Annotated in this window: 1 protein-coding gene; it reads right to left on the bottom strand. The window is 76.4% G+C overall.

Going from position 1 to position 601, the window contains the following annotated elements:
- A partial coding sequence (locus ON36_RS28435; protein WP_043660070.1) for a phosphopantetheine-binding protein occupies window positions 1-601 on the bottom strand: 601 nt, incomplete at both ends.

Here is a 601-nt window from a genome sequence, read left to right as displayed (position 1 = left end):
GGTGCGCAGGGTACCCAGCTGCTCGGGACCGAGATTCGGCAGCGACGGGAAACGCTCCTGCAGGGCACCGATCACCTGCACCCGCTTGATCGAATCCACACCCAGATCCGCCTCCAGATCCATCGCGGGGTCGACCATCTCCACCGGGTAGCCGGTCTTCTCGGCGACCACCTCGCGCAGCGCGTCCAGCAGCTCCGCGCCGGAGACCGCGGGAGCACGGTCGTGCGCGGCGGGGGCGGTGGCGCCGGCCGAGGCAGTGGCCGCGGCGTGGACTCCGTGGTGGCCGTTGCCGGTCGCGACGGGCGCGGCCGGCGGTTCCGCCACGGGTCGAGGGCCGGCGGACGGCACCGGCGCGGCCTGCGGCCCATCGTGGACCAGCGGGACGGCGGGGGCCGCGGGCGGCGGGGTCGCGGTGAGCGCCTGCGGCACGGGGGCGGCAGGCAGGGCGGGGGTGTGCACGCGGTAGGCGGGTCGGCTGACGGTCACCGGCGCGCCGCTCTCGAGCCCGGCCAGCTGGGCCAGCACGGCACTGGCGTGGGCGTGGCTCTCGCTGATGGCGACGCCGTGATCCTTGACCGCCTCGATGGCGCGCAGCAGGCCC

It is taken from the genome of Nocardia thailandica NBRC 100428 (genome assembly GCF_000308795.1).
In the GTDB taxonomy this organism is placed as follows: Bacteria; Actinomycetota; Actinomycetes; order Mycobacteriales; family Mycobacteriaceae; genus Nocardia; species Nocardia thailandica.
The sequence above is the reverse complement of the archived record's forward strand: the minus strand, read 5'-3'. Positions and strand labels throughout refer to the sequence as shown.